Origin of the sequence: Propioniciclava sp. MC1595, assembly GCF_017569205.1 — a bacterium.
Lineage (GTDB): Bacteria > Actinomycetota > Actinomycetes > Propionibacteriales > Propionibacteriaceae > Propioniciclava.
In genome coordinates, this window is the sequence record NZ_CP071870.1 from 2,217,707 (window position 1) to 2,239,385 (window position 21,679).

The window sequence follows — 21,679 nt, forward strand, 5'->3', positions numbered from 1 at the left end:
GGGCGGGGCGTCAGCCGAGCGGGTGCCGGGCGGCCGTGGAGCCACCCTCCTCGTCGGTGATGTTGGTGAAGCCGGCGGCCTCGAGGTCGTCGCCCAGTTCGTCCATGACGGCGTGCTGGTCGTCCCACTGGTCGGTGCGGTAGGCGGTGCGCGCCAGCATGTGGCCCGACACGGGGGCGGTGAGGATCTGCAGCCCGATCGTGAACGCCGCGAGCACCGCGACCGGCCAGGTGCGCAGGGTCAGCGCGACGCCGGTGAGGATCAGGGTGAGGCCGAACACCTGCGGCTTGGTGGCCGCGTGCAGGCGCGTGAGGACGTCGGGGAACCGGACGACGCCCACCGCGGCGGCCAGGCAGAACAGCGAGCCGAGCAGGAGCAGGACCGCCCCCACCAGGTCCAGGATGTCCCCGATCATGCCGACCCCTCCCCGCCCGGGTGCTCCCCCGCCTGCTCGGCCAGCTCACGCTCGGCCCGCTCCCGCACGGACCCCTCGCGCTCGGCGCGCTCCCGCTCGACCCGCTGCCGGGCCTCGTGCGCGGCGCGCGCCTCCGCCTCGAGGAAGCGCCGCTCACGGGCGGAGGCGCCGGTGATGAGCCGGGCCAGGCCCACGGCGGTGGTGAAGCCGACGAGCGACAGGACGAGGATGACGATGAGGCCGACCGACGTCCCCGTGGCGATGGCGTGGGCGCCGATGCCGGCGATCATCACGGCCAGGACGACGTCGGAGGCGACGCCGCGGTCCAGGCCCGTCGGCCCGACGGCGAGCCGGTAAAGCGCGAGCATGGCGGCGACGACGAGGACGACCGAGGAGACCGCGACCAGGCCGAACGTGATCGTGTCCAGCATCACGTCACCTCCCGGAACTCGGGCTCGTCGTGGGGCACCTCGCGGTCGAGCGCCTCGAACTCCGCGCGGGAGCCGAGGGCCCGCACGACCCGCTTCTCGAGGGCGAGCGTGTCGGCCACCACCTCGTCGCGGGTCGTGTCGTTTGGCATGTCGAACACGTGCAGGTACAGGATGCGGCTGCGCTGGCGGGCGTCCACGACGATCGTGCCGGGCACGACGGAGACCAGTTCGGCGGTGTTGACCTGGTAGAGGTCGGAGTCGGCCTTGAGGTCGACCCGGACGATGCCCGGGCTGGGCATGTCGCGGCCGAACGCGAACACCGCCAGCCGGAAGGAGGCGACGGCGAGGTCCTTGACCAGGTGGCCGAGCAGGACCAGCAGCGCCCACGGGTGCGGGCGTCCGGCCCACCCGATCGAGGGCAGCGGGAACAGCACCGTGACCAGGATGCCCATCAGCACCCCGCCCACGACCGTGACGAGGTTGACCTGGCCCCACAGGACGACCCAGACCAGCGCCAGGACGATCACCTGGCGGGGCTGCCAGCGCAGCCGGTTCCGGGGCGGGCGGGTGAGCGGCTCGGTCACGGGACCACCTCCCCGATGACGGCGCGGGCGTAGGCCCCGTCCAGCAGGGCTGCGGCCGCGTTGTTGGTGTAGGCGTAGAAGGGGCCGGCGACGAGGGTGAGCAGCAGGCTGAAGGCGATCAGGCCGAGGGTGGCGGTCACCATGACCGCGGGCATCGGACGCCCCGGGTACGACTCCTCCTCGCCCTCGTCGGGCTCGACGGTGAAGGCGATGGGCGTGCCCCAGAAGGCGCGGTTCCACACCTTCGCGATGGCGTAGAGCGTCAGCAGGCTGGTGACCACGCTGGCCGCGACGAGGGCCCAGGCCAGCGGCGTCCCGGCGCGGACGCCGGCGCTCAGCAGGCCGAGCTTGCCGATGAAGCCCGAGAACGGCGGGATGCCGGCCAGGTTCATGCCGGGCACGATGAACAGCGCCGCGAGCAGCGGCGAGGTGGTCATGAGGCCGCTCAGCCGGTCCAGGTTGCTGCTGCCGCCGACGCGCTGGATGAGCCCGGCGACGAGGAACAGGATCGCCTGGATGGTGATGTGGTGGGCCGTGTAGTAAATGGTGCCGGCGAGCCCGTCGATGGTGGCCAGCCCGATGCCCATCATCATGTAGCCGATGTGGCTGACCAGCGTGAAGGACAGCAGTCGCTTGATGTCGGCCTGCGCGATGGCGCCGAGGATGCCCACGACCATGGTCAGCAGCGCGATGACCAGCAGCAGCTCGGTGAGCGGCTTGTGCGGGAAGATCAGCGTCTGCGTGCGCAGGATCGCGTACACGCCGACCTTGGTGAGCAGGCCCGCGAAGACGGCCGTGACCGGCGCGGGCGCGGTCGGGTAGGAGTCGGGTAGCCAGGCCGACAGCGGGAACACCGCCGCCTTGATCGCGAACACGACCAGCAGCATGAACTGCAGCACCGACTGCAGCTCGTCGGGCAGGGCTGGGATCCGCTCAGCGACCTGGGCCATGTTGACCGACCCGACGGCCGCGTAGGTCGTGGCCAGGGCGATCAGGAACAGGCTGGAGCTCAGCAGGTTGACCACGACGTAGATCGACCCGGCGCGGATGCGGGACGCGGTGCCACCCATCGTCAGCAGGACGTACGAGGCGAACAGCAGGATCTCGAAGCCCACGAACAGGTTGAACAGGTCACCGGCCAGGAACGCGTTCGAGACGCCCGCGCACATGAGCAGGAAGGTGGGGTGGAAGATCGAGACCGGGGTCTCCTTGCGGACCTCGTCCTCTTCCTGGCCGGCGGAGAACAGCAGCACGGCGAGGGTGACGATGCCGGCGACCGTGAGCATGATCGCCGACAGGCGGTCGGCGACCAGCGCGATGCCGAAGCCGACGGGCCAGGCGCCCATCCAGAGGCTCTGGACGCCGTTGGTGTCGGCCTGGTAGGCCAGCATGCCGGCCGCGACGACGACGCCGATGAGGACCAGGATCGACACGAAGCGCTGGGTCCGCGGGCGACGTCCGAGCATGAGGGTGAGCGCCGCGCCCACCATGGGGAGCAGCACCGGCACGGTGAGGAGGTTGTTCATTCGCTCACCCGGTCCTCACCCGTGTCGGAGAACCGGATGTCCTCGTAGCTGTCGGAGACGTCGTCGCGCTCGGCCAGCTCGCGGATGCGACGGTCCTCGATGTCATCGGAGACCTCGTCGTTGCCGTGCAGCTGGAAGCTCCGGTAGGCCATCGTCACCACGAACGCCGAGACCGCCATGGTGATCACGATGGCCGTCAGCACCATCGCCTGGGGCAGCGGGTCGGACATGCCCTCCCCCGCGAACAGGTCGATCAGGGGCGGGTCGCCGGCGGGGCCCGAGGCGATCAGGAACAGGATGTTGACGCCGTTGCTCATCACGAGCACCCCGACGAGGATGCGGGTCAGGGAGCGCTCGGTGAGCAGGTACACGCCGGCCGCGATCAGGATGGCGGCCACGATGGCGAGGGTCAGGTTGCCGGTCATCGCGGGCCACCCCCCTGCCGGGCGCTGGCCGGGAGGGCCGTGGTGGACTCGGGCCGCGGCAGCGGCGTGCGCTCCTCCTCGGCCTGGACGTCGATGCCGGCACCGAGGCTGCGGACCAGGTCCAGCATCATGCCCAGCACGATCAGGTAGACGCCGACGTCGAACACGGTGGAGCTGACCAGGTGCAGGTCACCGAACAGGTTCATCGTGCCCCACGGCGTCGCGACCGCGCTCAGGGCCGGGATGTCGAGCGTGATGTCGTAGCTCTGCAGGATGCGCCCGCCGAAGGCCCACGGCACCAGCGCGCTGCCCGCCGCGACGAACAGGCCCGCGCCCAGCACGCGACCGGCATCGATGGGCGCGGCCTCCTCGAGCTCGCGGCCCCCCGCGGCCAGGTAGCGCACGACGAGCGCCATCCCGGCGACGAGGCCCCCGGCGAAGCCACCGCCCGGCAGGTTGTGCCCGGCCGTGAGCAGGTAGAGGGAGGCCATGATCATGATCCCGAACAGCAGGCGCGTGGTGACCTCGAAGATCAGCGAGCGCGCGGCGGGGTGCAGCGAGCCGGTCGTGCGCAGCCACGCGCCGTCGCTCTGGTGGCCGGTGACCCGACGGGTGCGGCGCTGCTGCACCCGGGACCTCAGGAAGATGAGGCTGGCGACGCCGGTGGCCGCGATGACGAGCACCGAGATCTCGCCCAGGGTGTCCCAGGCACGGGTGTCGACGAGGATGACGTTGACGATGTTCTTGCCGTAGCCGAACTCGTACGCCGCCGTCTCCAGCCCGGCCGAGGACGGGGTGGCCGTGCGGGCGGAGGCCGCCACCAGCACCGACGCGCTCACCGTGGCACCGACGGCGAGCGCCAGCACCATGCGCCACCAGCGGGAGCTGTGCAGGGGCCGGTCGGTGAAGTACTTCGGCAGGGTGCGCAGCACCAGCAGGAAGACCAGCAGGCTCACGGTCTCGATGAGCACCTGGGTGAGCGCGAGGTCGGGGGCGCCGTGCAGCAGGAAGAGCAGGGCCGTCCCGTAGCCGGTCACGCCCACGGTGATGATGGCGCGGACGCGGCCGCGGACGGCGATCAGGCTCACCGCCGCCACGCACGTGACCACGGCGACCGCGACCTGGCCGTAGGAGTCGAACCACGCCATCTCGGCGGGCCAGACGGGCATGAGCATCAGGGTGCCGCCGACCCCGATCACGAAGACGGTCAGGATCGTCGACAGGTAGGACGCCAGCGAACCTCGCTGCACGCGGGCGGTCACCTCGACCGCCGCCACGTCGAGCAGGCGCATCGACCAGCGGTAGAAGTCGTTCGCGGCCGGCACCTGCGGGAACGTGGCCTGGACCCGGGCGACCGACTCCCGCTGCCAGAACAGCAGCACACCGCCGGTGATCGCGACCGCCGAGAGGGCCAGCGGCAGGGTGAAGCCGTGCCACAGGGCCAGCGAGTGCGGCTCGGACCCGACGGGGATCGCGCGGGTGTAGCTGCCCAGCAGGTCGGTGAGCTGCGGGCCCATGAAGCCCAGCACCAGCGAGAGCCCACCGAGCAGGACCGGCCCCGCGATGAAGCCCAGCTGCGGGTGCTTCTTCACCTCGAGGGTGACGCTGCGTCGGCGGGTGCCGAAGGCCCCCCACCAGAACCGCAGGGAGTAGGCGGCGGTCAGCATCGAGCCGACCACGATCGCCCCGGCCAGCAGCAGCGCGGGCGCGGGCAGCATGCCGGTGCCGTCGCCACCGGAGGCGACCTTGACGAGCGCGTCCAGCGCCGCCTCCTTGGCGACGAAGCCGAACAGGGGCGGCAGGCCGGCCATGGACGCCGCGGCGAGTCCGCTGGCCACGGCCAGGAGCGGCATCCGTCGGGCCAGCCCGGTCAGCTTGGTGATGTCGCGGGTGCCCGTGGTGACGTCGACGACGCCCACGGTGAGGAACAGGGCGGCCTTGAACAGCGCGTGGGCCAGGAGCATCGCCAGGCCGGCCTGGCCGGCGGCCTGGGTGCCGATGCCGACCAGCATCGTGACGAAGCCCAGCTGGCTCACCGTGCCGTAGGCCAACAGGAGCTTCAGGTCGGTCTGGCGCAGGGAGCGCCAGCCGCCCAGGATCATCGTGGTCGCGCCGAGGATCGTCAGCGTCTCGCGCCAGAACAGCACGCCGGCGAAGACCGGGGCGAGTGCGGCGACGAGGTAGACGCCGGCCTTCACCATCGTGGCCGCGTGCAGGTAGGCCGAGATCGGGGTCGGGGCGGCCATCGCGCCGGGCAGCCAGAAGTGGAACGGCGCGAGGGCGGACTTGCTCATCGCCCCGACCAGCATCAGCAGCGCCGCCGCCGTGGGGGCCGGACCCTCGGGCGCGGCGGCGAGGATCGCCTGCAGGCGGAACGTGCCGGTCAGGGTGCCGAAGGTCACGATGCCGACCAGCATGGCCAGGCCGCCGGTCGTGGTGACGATCAGGGCCGTGGTGGCCGCGGCGCGGTTGGCGCGACGGGAGGAGTCATGGCCGATCATCAGGTAGGAGAACACCGTGGTGAGCTCCCAGAACACGTAGAGCACGACGAGGTCGTCGGCCGTGACCAGGCCCAGCATCGCCCCGGCGAACGCCACCAACAGGCCCAGGGTGCGGGCCGGCGGGTTGGTGAAGTACCACCGGCAGTACGCCAGCACCACGACGCCGATGCCCGTGACGAGCAGGGCCAGCAGCCACTGCAGCAGCCCCACGTGGAAGCTCAGCGACACCGCGAGCGACCGGATCCACGGGGTGGCCTCGACGAACGCCGACCCGGACTGGACGGCCGGGGCCAGTGTCAGGAGCCAGCCGAAGCCGATCGCGGGTGCGATGGCGACGACGAGGAAGGCGTTGCGACCCAGGAGCCGGACCCACCACGCAGCCGTCACGCCCAGTGCGAAGTGCAGGGCGATGAGGCTGAGGAGCACGCGGTCACGCCTCTCGGTGGATCGGTGGTCGGGGAACGGGGGTCAGTCTACCGTGGCCCGGCCATCGGTCCGGGGCCGGGCCCGAAACCCGGGCGGGGCAGGGCGAGGGACTCCAGTTCGCGGCGTCCGGGGGCGCCGGTGGCGGCCGGCTTGCGGCGTCGGGCCAGGAACTCGACGATGCCGGCGCCCACCAGCAGCAGGGCCATGGGGATGAGCACGGTGGCGTCCCCCACGCCTGCCTCGCGGTTGAACATGTCGGAGAAGTCGATGAAGGGCAGTAGCGCCATCGAGACCGTGTTGTGCACGGCGTGGATCGCGATGGCGGCCTCGAGGCCCCCCGTGCGCCACGTCGCCCACGAACCGACCGCCGCGAACACGAGGTAGAACGCGTTCAGCCACGGGTCGCCGGCGCCGTGCATGGCCATGAAGACCACGGCCGTCACGATGGTGGACGCGACCAGGCCGACCACCGGGGCACGGAACCACGATCCCACCGCCCGGCCGAGCAGCCCGCGGACCAGGTACTCCTCCCCCGCCGCCTGGAGCGGCGTGGTGAGCAGGATCCCGACGATCATGACCAGGGTGTAGTCGCGGACGCGCACCTCGTCGAGGGGGCCGAAGAAGTGCGACCCGCCGATGACGACCACCCAGACCGGTAGGAGCGCGGCCACGAGCAGGCCCAGCCAGCGCCACCGGATGCCCCCGACCACCGACGTCAGCCAGCGCGGGCGCTGCTGGACGCAGACCCACGCGGCCAACATGGTGATCGGGATGCACAGGGCGAGGGAGATGTTGTTCGCCAGGAAGAAGCCGGGCCCCACGGGTGGGATCTTCCCCTCGAGGAGCACCGAGAGGTCGACCCCGTCGACGCTCCACCCGATGAACTGGAGCACGGTGCTGACCACGAGGAAGGAGAAGGCCGCCAGCAGGATCGCCAGCAGGCCCTTCCACCAGCGGTAGCGGGGGGCGCGCCAGAAGGCGTAGTAGTCCCGCTCCTCCACCGGCAGCGCCGGGCGCAGGTGCGGGGGCAGGGCCCGCGGGTCGGGCAGCGGCGAGGTCCACCCCGGCGGCGGGGGTCCCCAGCCCTGGGGGGCGGGGGCCCACCCGGGCGGGGGCCCGGGCTGCGGTGGGGGCGTCCAGCCCGGGGGTGGCGCGTCGGGCCGTGGGGGCGTCCAGCCCGGCTCGTGGCTCACAGGTTCGGGAACAAGAGCGCGATCTCGCGCGCGGCCGACTCGGCGGAGTCGGAGGCGTGCACGATGTTCTCCGACCCCGACAGGCACAGGTCGCCGCGGATCGTGCCCGGGGCGGCCTTCACGCCGTCGGTGGCGCCGTTGAGGGCGCGCACGGCCTCGATGGCGCGCTCCCCCTCGAGGACCAGGGCGACCAGCGGGCCGCCGGTGATGAACGCGCGCAGCTCGGGGTAGAACCCGCGCTCGACGTGCTCGGCGTAGTGCTGGTCGGCCAGGCCGGCGTCGATGGTCCGCAGCTCCATCGCGCGGAGGGTGAGCCCCTTCGCCTCGTAGCGGGCCAGGACGGTGCCCACGAGGCCGCGGGCGACGGCGTCCGGCTTGATCAGGACGAGACTGCGTTCACTCATGGCCCCAGCCTACTGGCGCGACTCGATCTTCTTGCCGAGGATGAACTCCACGAGGAACAGGGCCGCGAAACCGCCGCCCACCGCGAACATCCACGGGGTCAGCAGGCCGAGCAGGATGCCGGCCACCTGGGCCGCCCAGGCCAGCGGCCAGCCGATCGGACGCCGCAGCGTCCCGGCGGCGACACCGGCCAGGGCGGCGGCCGCGAGCCCGGTGCCGAAGGCGGGCGCCAGGGGCACGGCGTCGACCTGGATCATGCCGGGGATGGCCAGCACGTAGACGACCACCTCGAAGATGAGCGTGAGCATCAGGGTCTTGGTCATCGGGTTGCCGTCGGCGAGCCTCACCGCTGGTCCTCCTCGTCGTCGTTGCGGACCAGCAGGGCCCGGGCCTCTCCGGCCAGGATCACGGAGCCGGCGACCAGGATGCCGGCCCCGGCCCCCGCCTCGTCGGCGAGCGTCACGGCCAGTTCCAGCGCGTCCGGCAGGGACTCGCGCACGTGCACGCGCTCGGCGCCGAAGGCCTCCTCGGCGAGTTCGCCGAGCTCGTCGGCCGGCAGGCCGCGGTCGGTCGAGGCGACCCGGGTGCAGATGATCGTCGTGACCTCCTCGGCCAGGAGGGCCAGGACACCCTCCACGTCCTTGTCGGCCATCATCCCGACCACCGCGATGAGCGGGGTGAAGTCGTAGGCCTCGCGCACGCCGGCCAGGGTGGCGCGGGTGCCGTGCACGTTGTGGCAGGTGTCGAGCACGATCGGCGGTCCCGACCGGACCAGCTCGAGCCGTGCGGGCGCCTTCACCGTCGCGAAGCCCTCGGCGATGATGTCGTGCACCAGCGGCTTGCCCCCGAGGAGGGCCTCGACGGCGGCCACGGCGAGGGCCGCGTTGTGGGCCATGTGCTCGCCGTGCACCGGCAGCACGAGGCCGGACGCCGGCCCGCTCACGGTCTCCAGGCGCAGCACCTGCCCGCCGACGGCGAGCGTGCGGTCGATGAGCCCGAAGTCGACGCCCTCGCGCAGCACGCGCGCGCCCACCTCGGCGGCCCGGGCGGCGATCACGGCGTCCACCTCGGGGTGCTGGCGGGCCACGACGGCGATCGAACCGGGCTTGATGATGCCCGCCTTCTCGGTCGCGATCTCCTCCAGCGTGTCGCCCAGCAGGTGGGTGTGGTCGAGGTCGATCGGGCAGATGACGGCGACGTCGGCGTCGGCGACCGACGTGGCGTCCCACGTGCCGCCCAGCCCGACCTCGACGACGGCGACGTCGACCGGGGCCTGCGCGAAGGCCTCGAAGCCCAGGCCGGTCATCACCTCGAAGAAGGTCATGGAGACGTCGTCGAGGCGCTGGGCGTCCACGAGGTCGACCAGCGGCTGGACGTCGGCCACGAGCGCGTCGAAGGCCGCGGCGTCCATGGGCCGGCCGTCGAGGTTGATGCGCTCGGTCAGGTCGACCAGGTGCGGGGAGGCGATGCGGCCGACCCGAAGCCCCAGGGCGAGCAGCAGCGCCTCGATGATGATCGCGGTGCTGCCCTTGCCGTTGGTGCCGGCCACCTGGATGACCGGGTAGCCCGTCTGGGGCTCGCCCAGCAGGTCGGTGAGCGCCCGGATGCGCGCCAGGCTCGGGGCGACGCGGTGCTCGGGCCAGCGCGCCTGCAGGGCGCGGGAGATCTCGGCGTGGGTTGTCATGGCGGGCACAGCCTACCGGTGCGGACGGCTTCCCCCCGGGTGGGTATCGTGGCGCCGTGAACGTCCAAGCCAACCGTCGCGAGCAGCTCCGCCGCCAGCAGGAGGCCCGCGCCAGGGCGCAGGTCACCCGCCGCATCGTCGGGATCGTCGCCGTCCTCATCGCCGCGGCGCTCATCGGCATCCTCGTCTACGCCTTCGTGAACCGGACGCCGGCCCAGGTCGCCGCCACACCGTCGGCGAGCAGCACCGCCACCACGCCGCTGGCGGCCCAGGTCGTGCCCACCGGGGCGAGCGCCGACGGCAACGCCCTCGTCGTGGCCGAAGGCCGCGCCGGGACGCCGACGCTCACCCTCTACCTCGACTACCAGTGCCCCAACTGCAAGTCCTTCGAGGAGGCCTTCGGGCCGATGCTGGCCCAGTCGGCCCAAGCCGGCGACTGGACGCTGCAGCACAAGACCATGACCTTCATGGACAACAACATCGGCAACACGGCCTCGACGCGTGCCGCCCTCGGCGCCGCCTGCGCCGCGGACGCCGGGCACTACCTCGACTACTCCACCCAGGTGTACGCCCACCAGGCGGCCGCCGAGGTCCGGGGCGCCGAGGGGTACTCCGACGCACTGCTGCGGGCAGAGCTGCCCGCAGCGGTCGGCATCACCGGGGACGCCCTCACCGCGTTCCAGGCCTGCTACGACGGCCGGGCGACCCAGGACTTCGTCGCCGGGGTGAACGCCTCGGCCGGCGCCGACGGCGTCCGCGGGACGCCGACGCTCGCCATCAACGGCACCCCGGTCGACTTCAACGCGGTGACGCCCTTCACCCCCGACGGCCTCAAGGCGTACATCCTCGCCCACGCCTGAACCCGGTTCGGGAGTCACCGATCCTCCGCAGTAGGATCGCGCCCATGACTTCGCAGCCCTCCCGTACCGTGCCCACGTCGACCCCGTCGACGTGGGTCGTACCCGATCGCCCGGTCCTGGAGGGCCTCGAGGACAAGTGGTCCGCCGCCTGGAAGGAGCAGGGCACCTACGCCTTCGTGCGCCCCGAGGCGCGCGAGCAGGTGTTCAGCATCGACACCCCGCCGCCGACCGTGTCCGGTTCCCTGCACGTGGGCCACGTGTTCAGCTACACGCACACCGACCTGGTGGCGCGCTACCAGCGCATGCAGGGCAAGCACGTCTTCTACCCGATGGGCTGGGACGACAACGGCCTGCCGACCGAGCGCCGCGTCCAGAACTACTACGGCGTGCGGTGCGACCCGTCGATCCCCTACGACGCCGACTTCACCCCGCCCGAGAAGCCCGACCCCAAGCGCCAGGTGCCGATCAGCCGGCGCAACTTCGTCGAGCTGTGCCACGAGCTGACCGCGGTCGACGAGCAGGTCTTCGAGGACCTGTGGCGTCACCTCGGCCTGTCGGTGGACTGGGACACCCTGTACGCCACCATCTCCGACGAGTCGCAGGCCGTCGCGCAGCGCGCCTTCCTGCGCAACCACGCGCGCGGCGAGGCCTACCTGTCCGAGGCCCCGACGATGTGGGACGTGACGTTCCAGACCGCGGTCGCCCAGGCCGAGCTGGAGTCGCGCGAGACCGCCGGCGCCTACCACCGGGTGGCCTTCCACGGCCCCGACGCCCCGGTGTACATCGAGACGACCCGCCCCGAGCTCATCCCGAGTGTGTGCGCCCTGATCGCCCACCCCGACGACGAGCGCTACCAAGGTCTGTTCGGCACGACGGTGACCTCGCCGATCTTCGGCGTCGAGGTGCCCGTGCTGGCCCACGCCGCCGCCGAGGAGGACAAGGGCGCCGGCATCGCGATGTGCTGCACCTTCGGTGACCTCACCGACGTCCAGTGGTGGCGCGAGCTCGACCTGCCGACCCGCACCGTGATCGGACGCGACGGCCGCCTCACCCGCGAGACCCCCGAGTGGCTCGCCGACGCGTCCTTCTGGCCCGAGGTGGCCGGCAAGACGGCGTTCTCCGCGCGCGAGGCCATCGTGGCCCGGCTGCGCGAGACGGGCGACCTAGACGGCGACCCCAAGCCGGTCTCCCGCCCGGTGAACTACTACGAGAAGGGCGACAAGCCCCTCGAGATCGTCTCGACCCGCCAGTGGTACATCAGCAACGGCGGCCGCGACGACGCCCTCAAGCAGCAGCTGCTCGCCCGCGGCGAGGAACTCGCGTGGGTGCCCGACCACATGCGCCACCGCTACAGCAACTGGGTCAACGGCCTCAACGGCGACTGGCTGATCAGCCGCCAGCGCTTCTTCGGGGTCCCCTTCCCGGTCTGGTACCCGGTGGACGCCGACGGTGAACCCGACCACGACCACCCGATCCTGGCCGACGAGGCCTCGCTGCCCGTGGACCCGGCCTCGCAGCCGGCCCCCGGCTACGACGAGTCCCAGCGCGGCGTCCCCGGCGGCTTCGTGGGCGACCCCGACGTCATGGACACCTGGGCCACCTCGTCGCTGACCCCCCAGATCGTGTGCGGCTGGGAGCGCGACGAGGAGCTGTGGAAGCTCACCTTCCCGATGGACATGGCCCCGCAGGCCCACGACATCATCCGTACGTGGCTGTTCAGCCGCGTGGTCCGCTCCCACCTCGAGCACGACACGCTGCCGTGGAAGCGCGCGACGATCTCGGGCTTCGTGGTCGACCCCGACCGCAAGAAGATGAGCAAGTCGAAGGGCAACGTGGTCGTCCCGACCGAGATCCTCGACAAGTTCGGCGCCGATGCCGTGCGCTGGCGTGCCGCCATGGCCCGCCCAGGCATGGACTCCCCCTTCGACGAGACCCAGATGAAGGTCGGCCGCCGCCTGGCGATGAAGGTGCTGAACGCGTCCAAGTTCGTGCTCGGCATCGCGGCCAGCGGCGAGGCCGCACCCGCGGCGTCCGACGTGACCGCCCCGGTCGACCTGGCCATGCTCGCCGGGCTCTCCGGCGTGGTCGCCCAGGCCACGAAGGCGTTCGAGGCCTACGACTACTCGGCCGCCCTGGAGGCCGCCGAGCAGTTCTTCTGGACGTTCTGCGACGACTACCTCGAGCTGGTCAAGGAGCGCGCCTACGGCGCGCAGGGTCCGGACGCCGCGGCCTCGGCCCGCGCGGCCCTCGCCCTGGCCCTCGACGTGCAGCTGCGCCTGCTCGCCCCGTTCATGCCGTTCGTCACCGAGGAGGTGTGGTCGTGGTGGAAGCCGGGCTCGGTGCACCACGCCACCTGGCCGACCGTCGACGAGCTGCCGACCGGCGGCGACGTGGCCCTCGTGGACGACGTCGCGGCCGCCCTGATCGGCATCCGCGGCGTGAAGTCGAACGCCAAGGTCTCGATGAAGACCGAGCTCACGGCCGTGACCATCACGGGCCCCGAGGAGGCGCTGTCCCGACTTCGTGCAACCGAGGCCGACCTGCGTGCCGTCGGGCGTATCGTTTCGGCCATCAGCTGGGCCAACGGCGACACCGTGGGGGTGACCGCCGAGCTCGCACCCACCGAGTGAGGTTGACGTGAACCGACCCCTGCTGACCGCCGCGCTCGTCGCGGCGGTCACGCTTTCCGGCTGCTCCGCCGTGCAGGAGGAGGCCGGCAAGGCGCTCCCGCCCCAGATCGCGATCGGCGAGTGCACGAACCTGGAGTTCCCCGAGCAGGACGCCACCGCCGAGGTGGCCGACATCACCAAGGTGGACTGTGGCGAGGCGCACAAGTGGGAGACGTTCGCGGACAAGCGGCTCGACCTGGACGGGGAGTACCCGGGCGACGAGGGCATGGCGGCGATCGCCGAGGAGTTCTGCTACCCCGAGTTCGAGCCGTTCGTCGGGGTCTCCTACGACGACTCGGTGCTGGACATGACCTACCTCACGCCCACCCCGGACGGGTGGGCGCAGCTGCGCGACCGGACGATCACGTGCTTCGTCGGCTCGGAGGCCGGCGACATCACCGGGACCCTCAAGGGCTCCAACCGCTGACGTGCGGGGCGCCCGGCCGTCAGGCGGACCGGGTGCGCCGCTGGGGCCGCGACGCCACCGCGCGCGGCAGCATGCGCGGCTCGGCACCGTCGCGGACGACCTCGGCGGTGACCACGACCTGCCCGACGGTGTCGTCGGAGGGGACGTGGAACATCACGTTGAGGAGGATCTCCTCCAGGATCGAGCGCAGGCCGCGCGCACCGATGCCGCGCGCCAGCGCCATCTCGGCGATGGCAGCGATCGCGTCGTCGGTGAACTCGAGGTCGACCCCGTCGAGCTCGAAGAGCTTGCGGAACTGCTTGGTGAGCGCGTTGCGCGGCTCGACGAGGATGCGCACCATCGCCTCGAGGTCGAGCGGGTTCACCGTGGAGATCATCGGCAGGCGGCCGATGAACTCGGGGATCAGGCCGAACTTGTGCAGGTCCTCGGGGCGGACCTCCTCGAACGGGTTGCCCTGCTCCTTCTTGCGCAGCGAGGAGTCGTTGTTGAAGCCCAGCGGACGCTTGCCGATGCGGGCGTTGATGATCTCCTCCAGGCCCGCGAAGGCGCCGCCCACGATGAACAGGATGTTCGTCGTGTCGATCTGGATGAACTCCTGGTGCGGGTGCTTGCGGCCGCCCTGCGGGGGCACCGACGCCGTCGTGCCCTCGAGGATCTTCAGCAGCGCCTGCTGGACGCCCTCGCCCGACACGTCGCGCGTGATCGACGGGTTCTCGCTCTTTCGTGCGACCTTGTCGATCTCGTCGATGTAGATGATGCCGGTCTCGGCCTTCTTCACGTCGAAGTCGGCGGCCTGCAGCAGCTTGAGCAGGATGTTCTCGACGTCCTCCCCCACGTACCCCGCCTCGGTCAGCGCGGTCGCGTCGGCCATGGCGAACGGCACGTTCAGCATGCGCGCCAGCGTCTGCGCCAGGTAGGTCTTGCCGCAGCCGGTCGGGCCGATGAGCAGGATGTTGCTCTTGCCGAGCTCGACGAGCTCGTCCTCGGCGGCCCGACGCGGGCTGCTGGCCTGGGCCTGGACCCGCTTGTAGTGGTTGTACACGGCGACGGCTAGCGCCTTCTTGGCGACCGGCTGCCCGATGACGTAGGAGTCGAGGAAAGCCACGATGTCTCGCGGCTTCGGCAGCTCCTCCAGCAGGCCCACGTCGGTGGCCTCGGAGAACTCCTCCTCGATGATCTCGTTGCACAGCTCGATGCACTCGTCGCAGATGTACACACCCGGACCCGCGATGAGCTTGCGCACCTGCTTCTGGCTCTTGCCGCAGAACGAGCACTTGAGCAGGTCGGAGGTCTCCCCGATGCGAGCCATGCTGCTCTCCCCTCTCCTTCGTCGCCGTGTCAGCGCGTCAGCGGATGTCCTTCAGGGACGTGAAGATCTCGTCGACCAGGCCGTACTCCTTGGCCTCCTGGGCCGTCAGGTACTTGTCGCGCTCGATGTCGCGGCTGATCTGCTCGACGCTCTGGCCGGTGTCGTTGGCGAGCATCTGCTCCATCAGCGAGCGGATGCGCAGGATCTCGCGGGCCTGGATCTCGAGGTCGGAGCCCTGCCCGTAGCCGCCCTCGGTGGCCGGCTGGTGGATCAGGATGCGGCTGTTCGGCAGGGCGAACCGCTTGCCCTTGGCGCCGGCGGCCAGCAGCACCGCGGCGGCCGAGGCCGCTTGGCCCAGGCAGACCGTCGACACGTCGGGCTTGATGTACTGCATGGTGTCGTAGATCGCCGTCAGCGCGGTGAACGAGCCACCGGGGCTGTTGATGTACATCGAGATCGGGCGCTCCGGGTCCATCGACTGCAGCACGAGCAGCTGCGCCATGACCGCGTTGGCGATCTCGTCGGAGATCGGGGTGCCGAGGAAGATGATCCGGTCCTCGAACAGCTTGGTGTAGGGGTCGATGCGACGGACGCCGTAGCTCGTCCGCTCCTCCCACTGGGGGATGTAGTAGTTCATCGACGGGACCATCGGGGCGAGGCCCTCGGGCATCTGGTTCATCTGCATGTCAGTCCTCACTGGTTCGGTGCGTCGTCGCCGGCGATCTGGGCTGCGCGCTCGTAGACGTGGTCGATGAACCCGTACTCGAGGGCCTGCTGCGCGGTGAACCAGCGGTCGCGGTCGGAGTCGGCCTCGATCTGCTCCACCGGCTGGCCGGTGTGCTCGGCGATCAGCTCGGCCATCTCCTTCTTCGTGGCGATGATCTGCTCGGCCAGGATCTTGATGTCGGACGCCGTGCCGCCCAGGCCGCCGGAGGGCTGGTGCATCATGATGCGCGCGTGCGGCAGCGCGTAGCGCTTGCCCTTGGTGCCGGCGCTCAGCAGGAACTGGCCCATCGAGGCCGCCAGGCCCATCGCGACGGTGGCCACGTCGTTGCTGATCCACTGCATGGTGTCGAAGATCGCCATTCCGGCGGTCACCGAACCGCCCGGGGAGTTGATGTAGAGGTAGATGTCCTTCTCCGGGTCCTCCGCGTTCAGCAGCAGCAGCTGAGCGCAGATCGCGTTCGCGTTCTCGTCGCGGACCTCGGAACCGAGGAAGATGATCCGGTTCGCCAGGAGCGCCTGGTACACGGAGTCGTTCATGCCGACGCCCGAGGCGCCGGCCGCGGCCTGCAGGCCGGGAAGCTTGTTTTCGGTCACGAACGTGACGCTACCCGCTGCCGCCGACATTTCGGAGAGCGCGGCGCCGGTGTTCGCTGACGGCAGACGCGCGGCCCCCGGAGCGGGGACCGCGCGTCGTGGCGTCGGTGGCGGAGTGGCTCAGGCCTCCTCGGCCGGGGCCTCCTCCGCCTTCTTCTTGGCCGAGGCCTTCTTGGCGGGCGCCTTCTTGGCCGGCTTGGCCTCCTCGGCGGCGTCCTCGGCAGGAGCGTCGGCCTCGGCCTCGGCGTCCTTCTTCGGGGCGGCCTTCTTGGCCGGGGCCTTCTTCGCGGGGGCCTTCTTGGCCGGGGCCGCGGGCGCTTCGACCGTCTCGTCGATGGTGCCGTCGGGGCGGACTGCGGCCACGTTGACCACGTTGCCGTCGGAGTCGGTCACGACCGCACCGGCGACGACCTCGCGCAGCACCTTGCCGCGGCGGATCTCGCCCATCCACTCAGGAGCGTGGTTGTGCTCCATCATGTGCTGCATCTCCTGCTCGGGAGACGTACCGGCCTGCTGCGCGCGGCGGAAGATCATCTCGGTGAGCTCGTTCTGGTCGACACCCACCTCGTTGTCGTCGGCCAGCTTGTCGAGGATGATCTGCGCCTTGAGCGAGGTCTCGGCGTTCGTGGCGACCTGCGCCCAGAACTCCTCCTCGGTCGAGGCGGTCTCGTCCTCGTTGTCCTCGAGGTAGCGCTCGAGGGTGTAGCCGGCGCGCGCGAGCTGGTCGGAGATCTGCTGCTTGCGGCCCTCGATCTCGTTGGCGAGCATCGCCTCGGGCAGCTCGAACGGCGTCTTGGCCACCAGGTCGGTGATCACGGCGTCGGAGGCGGCGTTGACCTGATCGACGCGGGCCATGCGCTGCACGGCCTCGGCCAGGTCGGCCTTCATCTCGTCGACGGTGTCGAACTCGGACACCATCTGGGCGAACTCGTCGTCCAGCTCGGGCAGGGACTCGGTCTGGACCTTGGTGACGGTGACCTTGATGTCGGCCTTCTCGCCCTTGGCGGGGCCGCCGACCAGCTCGGAGGTGAACTCCACCTCGTCGCCGGCGGACTTGCCGGTCACGGCCTCGTCGAGCCCGTCGAGCATGCCGCCCGAACCGACCTTGTAGGACAGGCCCTCGGCGGAACCGTCCTCGATCGGCTCGCCGTCCTTGGAGGCGACCAGGTCGATGATGACCACGTCACCGGCCTCCGCGGCACCCTCCTTGTCGGAGCGGGTGGCGAAGCGCTGGCGCATGACCTCGATGCGCTCGTCGACCTCACCGTCGGTGGCGACCAGCGCGGGCACCTCGACCGACAGGTCGGAGTAGGCCGGGACCTCGAAGTCGGGACGCACGTCGAGCTCGGCGGTGAACTCCACCAGCTCGTTGTCCTCCAGCTTGGTCACGTCGACCTCGGGCTGGCCCAGCGGGACGAGCTCGTTCTCGGCGACGGCCTGGCCGTAGGCGTCGGGCAGGGCGGCGTTGATGGCCTCCTGGAGCACCGTGCCGCGGCCGAACCGCTGGTCGATGATCGCGGCGGGCACCTTCCCCTTGCGGAAGCCCGGGATGTTCACCTGCGCGGCGATGTCCTTGTACGCCTTGTCCAGGTGGGGCTTGAGGTCGGCGAAGGGGATCTCGATGGTGAGCTTGACCCGCGAGGGGCCGAGCTTCTCGACGGTGCTGGGCACTTGGTTGACTCCTGTGGTGTGTCGACGGTTCGGTTGAGACCTTCGGAGCGGATGACGGGAATCGAACCCGCGTAGCCAGTTTGGAAGACTGGGGCTCTACCATTGAGCTACATCCGCGTGCGCTCACGCGCCGCTACAGCCTAGCGGATATCTCAGAAACTCCCGCGCGGCCAACTCTGCGCCGAACCGTGGTCGTCGAAGCGCTCCCCGCGGCTCCGCCCGCCCCCCTTCAGGCCCCGAACAAACGCCGCCACGTCGGCGCGGGCGATCCCGTCGCCCTGCGGCGCGACCGGCAGCCCGGACGCCCCGGGCTCGGCCCGGTCGACGGGTTGGGCCCCCAGCTGGAGCAACCACGTGCGGACCTGCGCGCCCGCCGGACCCGCCGGGTCGTACGCCACGCGCGGCCGGTCGCCGTGCGGCTGGTCGGCTCCTGTAGACTCCGGGAGGTTCACGGGGCGTAGCGTAGTGGCTAGCGCGCCTGCTTTGGGAGCAGGAGATCGCAGGTTCGAGTCCTGTCGCCCCGACCAGAACCCCTTGTCAGCCCTCGATGAAGGGCCGGACGCGCTCGGTCGGGCGCCCGATGATCGCGCGGTCCCCCTTGACCAGGACGGGCCGCTCCATCAGCTCGGGGTGCGCCTCCAGCACGTCGACGACCTGCTCGGCCGTCTCCACGTCGGACGCCGTGAGTCCCAGCTCCTTGAACCGCGGGTCGCGGCGCACGAGCGCGCCCGGGGCGTCCTCCAGCATCGCCAGCAGCCGGACCAGCCCGGCGCGGTCGAGTGGCTCCTTGAGGTACTGCACGACCGTGGGTACGACGCCAGCCCCGGCCACCTCGTCCAGCGCCTGGCGCGACTTCGAGCAGCGGGGGTTGTGGAAGATCGTCACCTCGGCCATGGCGCGACCCTATCGCCGGGGCGGCCCGGGCGAGGGCGAGCGCCCCGGGGGGTTCGACGTGGGTGCCGGGTCCTGCGGCTCCGTCGTGGGGTCAGGTGACGGCGGCTGGGTCGTCGGATCGGGGGACGGCGGCTGCGTCGTCGGGTCAGGGGACGGCGCGCTCGACGTCGGCGCCGGGGTCGGCCGGGCGGACGTCGGCGCCGGGGCGGGCGGCCTCGACGTCCGCGTCGCGGTCGGGCGCGGCGCGCTGGAGGTCGGCCGCGAGGTTGCGGTGGTCCGGGCGGACGGGGTGACACTCGGGGACGCCGACGGCGTGGGGGACGGGCTCACCAGGGGCGTCGGGTCGGGGGTGGGCGTGTCCTCAGCCGTGGGCGAGGGCGAGGGCGAGGCCGTCGGGGAGAAGGGGGCCGACACGGCCGGCTGCCCCCAGGGGTCGGGCGGCGGCGGGCGCAGGGCCGCGTCGACGACCGCCCACACGAGGAACACCACCGCCAGGACGGCGCCGACGCTCACGGCGTAGACCCACCACGGGATCATCCACCAGTGGAAGCCCCCGTGCCGGCGCATCTCGCGTCGCAGTTCACCCAGGGCCATGGGGAGCATTCTGGCAAACACCCCCCGCACCGGCGCGCCCCGTTCGCCCGAGGTCTCGACCCCAGCACGAGGGTCAGGCCCCGATCTCGCCCAGCACGAGCCACGCCAGTCCGTCGTAGGCGGGGTGCAACCCGTCGGCGTGGTCGGCCAGCAGCAGGGCCGAGGCCCGCTCGGCTGCCTCGGACGCCCGGGCCCGGACCGCCCAGTGCTCGGGCACCAGCCGCAGCAGCGCGGCGCGCAGGCCGGCCTCGGCCTCCCCCAGCCCGACCGGTTGCCCGGGCAGGCGTCCGCCGCCGAAGCCGTTGGCCAGGCCCAGCACCGACGGCGTCCACGTCGCCTCGTCCCCGCCGCCCAGCAGCCCGGCCTCCATGCCATCGCCCAGCACCGCGGTCAGGTCCAGGGGTGGGACGCCCAGCCGCAGGGTGGCCAGCCACAGCCGGGTGGCGACGATCCCGCGACCCGGCTCGGCCGGCGAGGCGGACAGCGCCTCGCACGCCTGGGCGAGCAGCGCCTCGTCGAGCGTCTCGGTGGCCACGATCCCGGCGGCAGCCATCCCGAACAGGTCGCCGCGGGCGAGCCAGTCCTCGCGCTCGAGCCAGTCGAGGGCGGCCTCGGGGTCCAGCACGGCGCGCCGGGCGAGGGCGGCGGCGACGAGCGCACCGGTGGCCGACGGCACGGCCGACGGGCGGCGCGACTTCAGGGCCGTGACCAGCTCGGCGAGGAAGGGTTCGAGGGCCGGGGTGAACGTGACGCGCAACCGCTGCACGCCCCGGACGCCGTGCACCGCCACCTCGCGGTGTCCGGGTCCACCTGTGAGCACGCACGCAGTGTCCTCGGTCGCCAACCGCACCCCGGGGCCGGGCACGACGGCCAGGTCGGGGGTCTCCAGCCGCACCTCGTCGTTCGGGGCCACGACGAGGTCGGGCAGCCAGTCCGGCAGCCCGGCGGCCGCAGCGTCGGCGTCCGGGACCTCGGCGAGGTCGAGCGTGGTCTGGTGGCGGCCGAAGGCCCGCAGCGACCCGGTCGGGTGCGCGAGGTGGAGGGCGGCGACACCGTCCCCCAACCCCTCGCCGCGGCGGTCAGTGGCGGTGAACGCCGGCCGGTCGGCGGCCACGCGCAGGAAGCCCTGCCGGACCCGCACGCGCAGGCACGGCCCGACCGCGTCGGTCGGCGCCACGAGCACGAACCCCTCGGTGTCGGAGCCCCAGGCCCAGCCGCACCAGCCGGGCGCGACCGTCACGGCCATGCCCAGGGCGGGCAGTGCGCGTTCGACGTCGGCGCTGTTGTCGAGGGTCACGGTGGTGGTCCAGCCGCCGTCGTCGGGGAGGTGGCGCAGGCGGGCGGTGAACGAGTCGGCCGTGGTGAGGCGCGCCTCGGTGTCGTCGGGCTCCCAGCCGTCGACCGGGTCACCGGGCAGGCCGAAGGAGAACTCGGCCACCGACGCCCCACCGTGCCGGACCAGCAGGCCGCGGCCGCCGCCGGTCACCACGCAGGTGAAGCCCCAGGTCACGAGCCGGGCACCTCCACGACCCCGGACGCCCCGGGCGGCTGGCAGACGCCGCACCAGTAGAGGTTGCGGCCGGCGAGGTCGGCGGTGGACACCGGCGTCCCGCAGACGTGGCACGGCAGGTCGGCGCGGCGGTAGACGTACACCTCGCCGCCGTGCCGGTCGACGCGGGGGTCGCGGCCGGTGGCCTCGGGGGTGTGGTCCTCGGCGACGGTGTCGATGCGGCCCACCTCGACGGCGGCGCGCATGAGGGCGACGAGGTCGGCCCACACGGCGTCGAAGACCGGGCGCGGCAGCCGGTTGCCCGGCAGCATCGGGTCGAGGCGGTGCCGGTAGAGGACCTCGGCGCGGAAGATGTTGCCGACGCCGGCGAAGGCCTTCTGGTCCATGAGCAGCGCCGCGATCGACTTGCGCGAGCGCGACACCACCGCCCAGGCGCGCTCGGGGTCGGCGTCGGTGCGGATGGGGTCGGGGCCGGAGTCGGTCACGACCGCCTCCCGCTCCCCCGGCGTGATCAGGCGGCACCACTGGGGGCCGCGCAGGTCGGCCGCGAGGCGTCCGTCGGTGATGCGCAGGCGCAGGGTGTCGGGGTTGGGCGGCGGGAAGTCCTCCGAGAAGCGGAACTTGCCGATGAGGCCGAGGTGGATCCAGACCGTGCCCGGGTCGAAGTCGACCAGCAGGTGCTTGCCGACCGAGTCGGCCCCGGTGAGCACCTGCCCGTCCAGCAGGGCGACCGCCTCGGCGAACCGTCCCTGCGGCGAGCTGACCGCCACCGGACGCCCCCCGAACTCGTGCGTGAGGGCGCGGGCGAGGCGGTGCGTGACGTGTCCCTCGGGCATGG

The 21,679-nt window shown here is 71.8% G+C and carries 22 protein-coding genes and 2 tRNA genes; 5 read left to right on the plus strand and 19 right to left on the minus strand.

The features are described from left to right. Window positions 1-10: 10 nt before the first annotated feature. Genes mnhG through J4N02_RS10570 form a run of 10 tightly spaced genes read right to left on the minus strand, consistent with a single transcriptional unit; the run spans window position 11 to window position 9,587 of the window. A complete protein-coding gene (mnhG, locus tag J4N02_RS10525) occupies window positions 11-415 on the minus strand; it encodes a monovalent cation/H(+) antiporter subunit G (protein WP_223202163.1) in 405 nt (134 codons plus the stop codon). Beyond that, the gene (locus J4N02_RS10530) at window positions 412-846 is read right to left on the minus strand and encodes a monovalent cation/H+ antiporter complex subunit F (RefSeq protein WP_208090933.1); all 435 of its coding nucleotides are present in this window, start codon (window positions 844-846) and stop codon (window positions 412-414) included. Before J4N02_RS10530 ends, mnhG begins: the two co-directional genes overlap by 4 nt. Then, window positions 846-1,430 (minus strand): Na+/H+ antiporter subunit E, encoded by a 585-nt coding sequence (locus tag J4N02_RS10535; RefSeq protein ID WP_188332795.1) that lies wholly within the window; start codon window positions 1,428-1,430, stop codon window positions 846-848. The genes J4N02_RS10530 and J4N02_RS10535 overlap by 1 nt, the downstream gene beginning before the upstream one ends. Further along, a complete protein-coding gene (locus J4N02_RS10540; RefSeq protein WP_188332794.1) occupies window positions 1,427-2,956 on the minus strand; it encodes a Na+/H+ antiporter subunit D in 1,530 nt (509 codons plus the stop codon). Before J4N02_RS10540 ends, J4N02_RS10535 begins: the two co-directional genes overlap by 4 nt. Beyond that, entirely contained in the window at window positions 2,953-3,381 is a 429-nt protein-coding gene (locus J4N02_RS10545; RefSeq protein WP_182815701.1) for a Na(+)/H(+) antiporter subunit C, read from the minus strand. The genes J4N02_RS10540 and J4N02_RS10545 overlap by 4 nt, the downstream gene beginning before the upstream one ends. Next, on the minus strand, window positions 3,378-6,308 hold the full coding sequence (locus tag J4N02_RS10550) for a Na+/H+ antiporter subunit A (protein WP_188332793.1): 2,931 nt from the start codon (window positions 6,306-6,308) through the stop codon (window positions 3,378-3,380). The genes J4N02_RS10545 and J4N02_RS10550 overlap by 4 nt, the downstream gene beginning before the upstream one ends. 47 nt (window positions 6,309-6,355) lie before the next feature. Further along, window positions 6,356-7,501 (minus strand): CPBP family intramembrane glutamic endopeptidase, encoded by a 1,146-nt coding sequence (locus J4N02_RS10555; protein ID WP_188332792.1) that lies wholly within the window; start codon window positions 7,499-7,501, stop codon window positions 6,356-6,358. Beyond that, window positions 7,498-7,905, minus strand: coding sequence for a nucleoside-diphosphate kinase (ndk, locus tag J4N02_RS10560; protein WP_188332791.1), 408 nt, complete (start codon window positions 7,903-7,905; stop codon window positions 7,498-7,500). Before ndk ends, J4N02_RS10555 begins: the two co-directional genes overlap by 4 nt. A gap of 9 nt (window positions 7,906-7,914) precedes the next feature. Then, window positions 7,915-8,250 (minus strand): DUF4233 domain-containing protein, encoded by a 336-nt coding sequence (locus J4N02_RS10565; protein WP_182815693.1) that lies wholly within the window; start codon window positions 8,248-8,250, stop codon window positions 7,915-7,917. Continuing rightward, window positions 8,247-9,587 carry a folylpolyglutamate synthase/dihydrofolate synthase family protein gene (locus J4N02_RS10570; RefSeq protein ID WP_182815691.1) on the minus strand — a complete coding sequence of 447 codons (1,341 nt, stop codon included), beginning with the start codon at window positions 9,585-9,587 and terminating at the stop codon, window positions 8,247-8,249. The genes J4N02_RS10565 and J4N02_RS10570 overlap by 4 nt, the downstream gene beginning before the upstream one ends. 56 nt (window positions 9,588-9,643) lie before the next feature. Between J4N02_RS10570 and J4N02_RS10575 the strand changes: the two genes are divergently transcribed. From J4N02_RS10575 to J4N02_RS10585, 3 genes are read left to right on the plus strand one after another with little or no spacing between them, the layout of a single operon-like run. Beyond that, window positions 9,644-10,447, plus strand: coding sequence for a thioredoxin domain-containing protein (locus J4N02_RS10575; RefSeq protein WP_188332790.1), 804 nt, complete (start codon window positions 9,644-9,646; stop codon window positions 10,445-10,447). 44 nt (window positions 10,448-10,491) lie between these two features. After that, on the plus strand, window positions 10,492-13,077 hold the full coding sequence (gene valS, locus J4N02_RS10580; protein WP_188332789.1) for a valine--tRNA ligase: 2,586 nt from the start codon (window positions 10,492-10,494) through the stop codon (window positions 13,075-13,077). 7 nt (window positions 13,078-13,084) lie between these two features. Further along, a complete protein-coding gene (locus tag J4N02_RS10585; RefSeq protein WP_188332788.1) occupies window positions 13,085-13,543 on the plus strand; it encodes a septum formation family protein in 459 nt (152 codons plus the stop codon). Window positions 13,544-13,562: 19 nt separating this feature from the next. On the opposite strand, the gene clpX is transcribed toward J4N02_RS10585, so the two are convergent. The 6 genes from clpX to J4N02_RS10615 all read right to left on the minus strand — a co-directional run bounded on the left by clpX (window position 13,563) and on the right by J4N02_RS10615 (window position 18,295). After that, window positions 13,563-14,852, minus strand: coding sequence for an ATP-dependent Clp protease ATP-binding subunit ClpX (gene clpX / locus J4N02_RS10590; RefSeq protein ID WP_182815682.1), 1,290 nt, complete (start codon window positions 14,850-14,852; stop codon window positions 13,563-13,565). Window positions 14,853-14,889: 37 nt separating this feature from the next. Beyond that, on the minus strand, window positions 14,890-15,537 hold the full coding sequence (locus J4N02_RS10595) for an ATP-dependent Clp protease proteolytic subunit (RefSeq protein ID WP_305072003.1): 648 nt from the start codon (window positions 15,535-15,537) through the stop codon (window positions 14,890-14,892). An 8-nt stretch (window positions 15,538-15,545) separates the two neighbouring features. Beyond that, window positions 15,546-16,202: an ATP-dependent Clp protease proteolytic subunit gene (locus tag J4N02_RS10600; RefSeq protein ID WP_188332787.1), complete on the minus strand. Its 657-nt coding sequence runs from the start codon at window positions 16,200-16,202 to the stop codon at window positions 15,546-15,548. Window positions 16,203-16,292: 90 nt separating this feature from the next. Continuing rightward, window positions 16,293-17,843, minus strand: a complete 1,551-nt coding sequence (gene tig / locus J4N02_RS10605) for a trigger factor (RefSeq protein ID WP_188332786.1) — start codon at window positions 17,841-17,843, stop codon at window positions 16,293-16,295. Window positions 17,844-17,889: 46 nt separating this feature from the next. Next, window positions 17,890-17,960 (minus strand) — tRNA-Gly (locus tag J4N02_RS10610). Between the two features lie 35 nt (window positions 17,961-17,995). Further along, the gene (locus tag J4N02_RS10615) at window positions 17,996-18,295 is read right to left on the minus strand and encodes a hypothetical protein (protein ID WP_188332785.1); all 300 of its coding nucleotides are present in this window, start codon (window positions 18,293-18,295) and stop codon (window positions 17,996-17,998) included. Between J4N02_RS10615 and J4N02_RS10620 the strand changes: the two genes are divergently transcribed. Continuing rightward, window positions 18,295-18,370 (plus strand) — tRNA-Pro (locus J4N02_RS10620). The two genes, J4N02_RS10615 and J4N02_RS10620, sit on opposite strands and share 1 nt — an antisense overlap. A 10-nt stretch (window positions 18,371-18,380) precedes the next feature. Here J4N02_RS10620 and arsC read toward each other — a convergent pair. Continuing rightward, window positions 18,381-18,737 (minus strand): arsenate reductase (glutaredoxin), encoded by a 357-nt coding sequence (arsC, locus tag J4N02_RS10625; protein ID WP_188332784.1) that lies wholly within the window; start codon window positions 18,735-18,737, stop codon window positions 18,381-18,383. On the opposite strand from arsC, the gene J4N02_RS10630 reads away from it, so the two are divergent. Next, window positions 18,736-19,257, plus strand: a complete 522-nt coding sequence (locus J4N02_RS10630) for a hypothetical protein (protein WP_188332783.1) — start codon at window positions 18,736-18,738, stop codon at window positions 19,255-19,257. The two genes, arsC and J4N02_RS10630, sit on opposite strands and share 2 nt — an antisense overlap. Window positions 19,258-19,404: 147 nt before the next feature. Here the strand turns inward: J4N02_RS10630 and J4N02_RS10635 are convergent, their stop codons facing one another. Both J4N02_RS10635 and J4N02_RS10640 read right to left on the minus strand, forming a co-directional pair. Beyond that, the gene (locus tag J4N02_RS10635; protein WP_188332782.1) at window positions 19,405-20,841 is read right to left on the minus strand and encodes a hypothetical protein; all 1,437 of its coding nucleotides are present in this window, start codon (window positions 20,839-20,841) and stop codon (window positions 19,405-19,407) included. Then, the gene (locus J4N02_RS10640; protein WP_182815667.1) at window positions 20,838-21,677 is read right to left on the minus strand and encodes an Fpg/Nei family DNA glycosylase; all 840 of its coding nucleotides are present in this window, start codon (window positions 21,675-21,677) and stop codon (window positions 20,838-20,840) included. Before J4N02_RS10640 ends, J4N02_RS10635 begins: the two co-directional genes overlap by 4 nt. Between the last annotated feature and the right edge of the window lie 2 nt (window positions 21,678-21,679).

Bases quoted from the DNA above. Each gene is read 5' to 3' on its own strand.
- mnhG (WP_223202163.1), bottom strand. From the start codon at position 415: ATGATCGGGGACATCCTGGACCTGGTGGGGGCGGTCCTGCTCCTGCTC.
- J4N02_RS10530 (WP_208090933.1), bottom strand. From the start codon at position 846: ATGCTGGACACGATCACGTTCGGCCTGGTCGCGGTCTCCTCGGTCGTC.
- J4N02_RS10540 (WP_188332794.1), bottom strand. From the start codon at position 2,956: ATGAACAACCTCCTCACCGTGCCGGTGCTGCTCCCCATGGTGGGCGCG.
- J4N02_RS10545 (WP_182815701.1), bottom strand. From the start codon at position 3,381: ATGACCGGCAACCTGACCCTCGCCATCGTGGCCGCCATCCTGATCGCG.
- ndk (WP_188332791.1), bottom strand. From the start codon at position 7,905: ATGAGTGAACGCAGTCTCGTCCTGATCAAGCCGGACGCCGTCGCCCGC.
- J4N02_RS10570 (WP_182815691.1), bottom strand. From the start codon at position 9,587: ATGACAACCCACGCCGAGATCTCCCGCGCCCTGCAGGCGCGCTGGCCC.
- valS (WP_188332789.1), top strand. From the start codon at position 10,492: ATGACTTCGCAGCCCTCCCGTACCGTGCCCACGTCGACCCCGTCGACG.
- clpX (WP_182815682.1), bottom strand. From the start codon at position 14,852: ATGGCTCGCATCGGGGAGACCTCCGACCTGCTCAAGTGCTCGTTCTGC.
- J4N02_RS10595 (WP_305072003.1), bottom strand. From the start codon at position 15,537: ATGCAGATGAACCAGATGCCCGAGGGCCTCGCCCCGATGGTCCCGTCG.
- J4N02_RS10600 (WP_188332787.1), bottom strand. From the start codon at position 16,202: ATGTCGGCGGCAGCGGGTAGCGTCACGTTCGTGACCGAAAACAAGCTT.
- J4N02_RS10630 (WP_188332783.1), top strand. From the start codon at position 18,736: ATGGCGCGACCCTATCGCCGGGGCGGCCCGGGCGAGGGCGAGCGCCCC.
- arsC (WP_188332784.1), bottom strand. From the start codon at position 18,737: ATGGCCGAGGTGACGATCTTCCACAACCCCCGCTGCTCGAAGTCGCGC.
- J4N02_RS10640 (WP_182815667.1), bottom strand. From the start codon at position 21,677: ATGCCCGAGGGACACGTCACGCACCGCCTCGCCCGCGCCCTCACGCAC.